Consider the following 3,437-nt stretch of genomic DNA (forward strand, 5'->3'; position numbering starts at 1 on the left):
TTATCTTCTGGTAATACTTCAGCTAGTATTGTATCAATACCAACTTGCCTTGCGATTGCTCCTGCTGTCCTTTTATTATCACCAGTTATCATTGCAACCTGTATTCCCATGCTATGAAGTTTTTCTATAGCTTTTTTACTATTTTCTTTTACTGTGTCAGCCACTGCAATAATCCCACTTAGATCGCCTTCAATAGCAATAAACATAGGAGTCTTTCCTTCTCCTGCAAGTTTATCTGATGCTTTCTCTAAATTTAATAAAGAAATATTGCTTTCATCCATAAGTTTTTTGTTTCCAAGTAATATTTTTTTACCATCAATAGTTACTTCTATACCTAAACCTGGAATAGCCTTAAATCCCATTGATTTTTTAAGTTCCAATCGCCTTTCCTCGGCTTCTTTAACAATAGCTTCACCAAGTGGATGTTCAGAACCTTTTTCTGCCGTGGCCGCTATTTGAATTAAATAGTCCCCATTCATTCCCTTTACAGTAACTATATCTGTTACCTTTGGTTTTCCTTCAGTAAGTGTTCCTGTCTTATCAAATACTATAGTTTGAATCTTATGCGCAGTTTCTAGTGCTACACCACTTTTTATAAGTACGCCATACTCTGCACCCTTTCCTGTCCCAACCATTATAGCTGTAGGTGTTGCAAGTCCTAGAGCACAAGGACACGCAATAACAAGTACTGAAATAAATATTGTTAAAGCAAAAACTCCTGTTTGACCAGATAAAAGCCAAGCTAATGATGATACCAGTGCAAGTCCTATAACCACAGGAACAAAGTAACTTGATATAACATCTGCCATTTTAGCTATTGGTGCTTTTGAACCTTGAGCATTTTCAACTAATGTTATTATTTGTGCAAGCGCCGTATCTTTACCAACTTTGGTTGCTTTGAATTTAATTGATCCATTCTTATTTATACTCGCTCCAATTATTTTATGTCCAATGCCTTTCTCCACTGGCATACTCTCACCAGTAAGCATTGACTCATCTACAGATGTGGTTCCTTCTACAACCTCACCATCCACAGGCATTTTTTCACCAGGTTTTACAACAACTATATCTCCAACCTCAACGTCATCAATTGAAATTTCAACTTCTTTATTTTTTCTAATTATAATTGCAGTTTTAGGTTGAAGGCCCATAAGCTTTTTAATTGCCTCAGATGTCTTTCCTTTAGTTACTGATTCTAAATACTTACCAAGAGTAATAAGAGTTAAAATTACACCTGCTGATTCAAAATACATTTCATATCCAGTATTACCAAGCATTATTTCATATACTGCAAATAAACTGTATAAAAATGCAGCTGACGTTCCCATTGATATTAATGAATCCATATTAGGGCTTAACCTTGATAAAGACTTGAATCCTACTATAAAATATCTTCTACCCGTAACCATTATTGGTAGAACAAGTACAAGTTCTAGGATAGCATATCCTTTTAAATGCATCATAGGATCAATGATACCTGGCAGCATAATATTTAACCTTCCAGTAATCATTGGTAACATTGCAATTAAAAGTAGCGGAACTCCGAAAATTGCAGAAATCAAAAATCTATTCCATAGAGCTTTGATCTCTTTTTCCTTTTTTTCTTTATCCAAATCCACATTACTTTCTTCCTCTAGTGCCGTGTAACCTCCTTTTGCTATAGCCTTCTTTATATCACTCGTTTTAACTAATGATGGCTCAAAAGATACCGTTAGTTTTTCTGTGGCAAAGTTAACATTGGCTTCTATTACTCCATTAAGTTTTCTAGTTATTCTTTCTATATTCTTTGCACATGATGCACAGGTCATTCCCTCTAGCTTTAAAGTTTTATTAGTTGTTTCAACTAATATCTTGTACCCAGCCTTCTCAACCGCATTTTGTATGTCGGCTAATTTTATCAATGAATCGTCATAACTTATCTTTAATTTTTCTGTAGCGATATTCACACTTGCGTCTTCAACACCTGGTAATTTTTTTGAAACTCTTTCGATAGTTTTTGCACAAGCCGCACATGTCATACCTTCAACTTTAAGTATTTTATTTTTCATAATCCATTCCTCCCTATATTAATTGCTATTACTTGTTATTAATTAATTTAGTAAGTAGCTCTATTATCTCTGCAACTTTTTCCTCACCTGTGTTATTAATAAATGCATCCTTTACGCAATTATTAAGGTGTTGTTTCAAAATCAGCATATTTGCTTTTTTAAGTAATGACTGCACAGAGATTATTTGATTTGATATATCTATACAATATCGGCCTTCATCCATCATCTTTATTATTCCTTCAATTTGCCCTTTTGATGTCCTAAGCGACTGAATCGCTTGCACTTTATCATTATTCATTTAAATTTCCCTTTCTTAATGCGTCGTAAAACAATATTGCTAAGCACATTTCCCATCCCTGGAGGGGGGAGGGTACTACCTAAAAATATTAAGTTGATAATATCTTTTCTTTAATAACATAATACCAGTTCATTATGTAGATTTTATGAAGATAATCTACTTTTAAAACTATTTTATTAGTTTACCCCTGAACCATATAAAACGTTATAAGAGAAAAAGTTATGAGAAGTATTAAAACTAATATCTTTAAATACATAGGTGTCATAACATTTTTATCCTTTTCAATTTTATACTTATTATCTCTTTTTAAATAAGAGTGTATTACTAATCCAGCAACTATAAATACTAAACTTAACAAATGGGATATCGAAAAAGGTCCCCAAATTACTGGATTAATTCTAAAGAACTCAACAATTCCTCTAATTAGTGAAAAACCAATAATATAAGTAACAAACAATTCACCATCATACTTTTGCTTTTCGCTTTTTCTCCACAAAACAACAAATAAAATATAGTCTAAAATAAATTCATATACTTGAGCAGGATGCAGAATATTACCTCCTACATTAACTCCCCAAGGCAAAACATTTGTCATTACCTTGCCAAACACATCGCAACCGACTCTTCCTATACCCTGAGCAAGAGCTGCAGCCATTACAAAAATATCTGCTAATTTAAAGAACGATATTTTAACCTTAATAGAATAAATGTATCCGGCAACCACTGCAACTAAAATTCCACCATGTATAGATAATCCACCTTCACTTATTTTAAGTATCTCCATTGGGTGACTAAAATAGAATGAAGGATTATAAAAGAGTATATAAAATAACCTAGCACCAACTACACCAGCAATTACTCCAATAATTACTAAGTTAAATATAATATCGTCTTTAATTCCTCTTTTTTTTGCTTGCCATTCAGCAAATAACGTTGCTGCTATTATAGCAATTGCAACCATTAACCCGAAAAAATACACATGAAAAGGCCCAAAACTAAACAATTCTTTCATTATTTATTCTCCCCCTACTATTTGGGTAGTGTAAATTTTTTTACACTACTTATTTGTTTTTTTCTTTATATATCAACGG

Annotated in this window: 3 protein-coding genes; all 3 read right to left on the reverse strand. The window is 32.7% G+C overall.

Annotated elements, in window-relative coordinates; translation table 11 throughout:
- A partial coding sequence (locus Q0649_RS10170; RefSeq protein WP_298841090.1) for a heavy metal translocating P-type ATPase occupies positions 1-2,048 on the reverse strand: 2,048 nt, incomplete at its 3' end.
- A 28-nt stretch (positions 2,049-2,076) separates the two neighbouring features.
- A complete protein-coding gene (locus tag Q0649_RS10175) occupies positions 2,077-2,346 on the reverse strand; it encodes a metal-sensing transcriptional repressor (RefSeq protein ID WP_298841093.1) in 270 nt (89 codons plus the stop codon).
- A 181-nt stretch (positions 2,347-2,527) separates the two neighbouring features.
- Complete coding sequence (lgt, locus tag Q0649_RS10180) at positions 2,528-3,358, reverse strand: prolipoprotein diacylglyceryl transferase (RefSeq protein WP_298841097.1); 831 nt, start codon at positions 3,356-3,358, stop codon at positions 2,528-2,530.
- Positions 3,359-3,437 lie beyond the last annotated feature (79 nt).

The organism is uncultured Clostridium sp. (assembly GCF_937920395.1).
Taxonomy (GTDB): Bacteria; Bacillota; Clostridia; order Clostridiales; family Clostridiaceae; genus Clostridium_AD.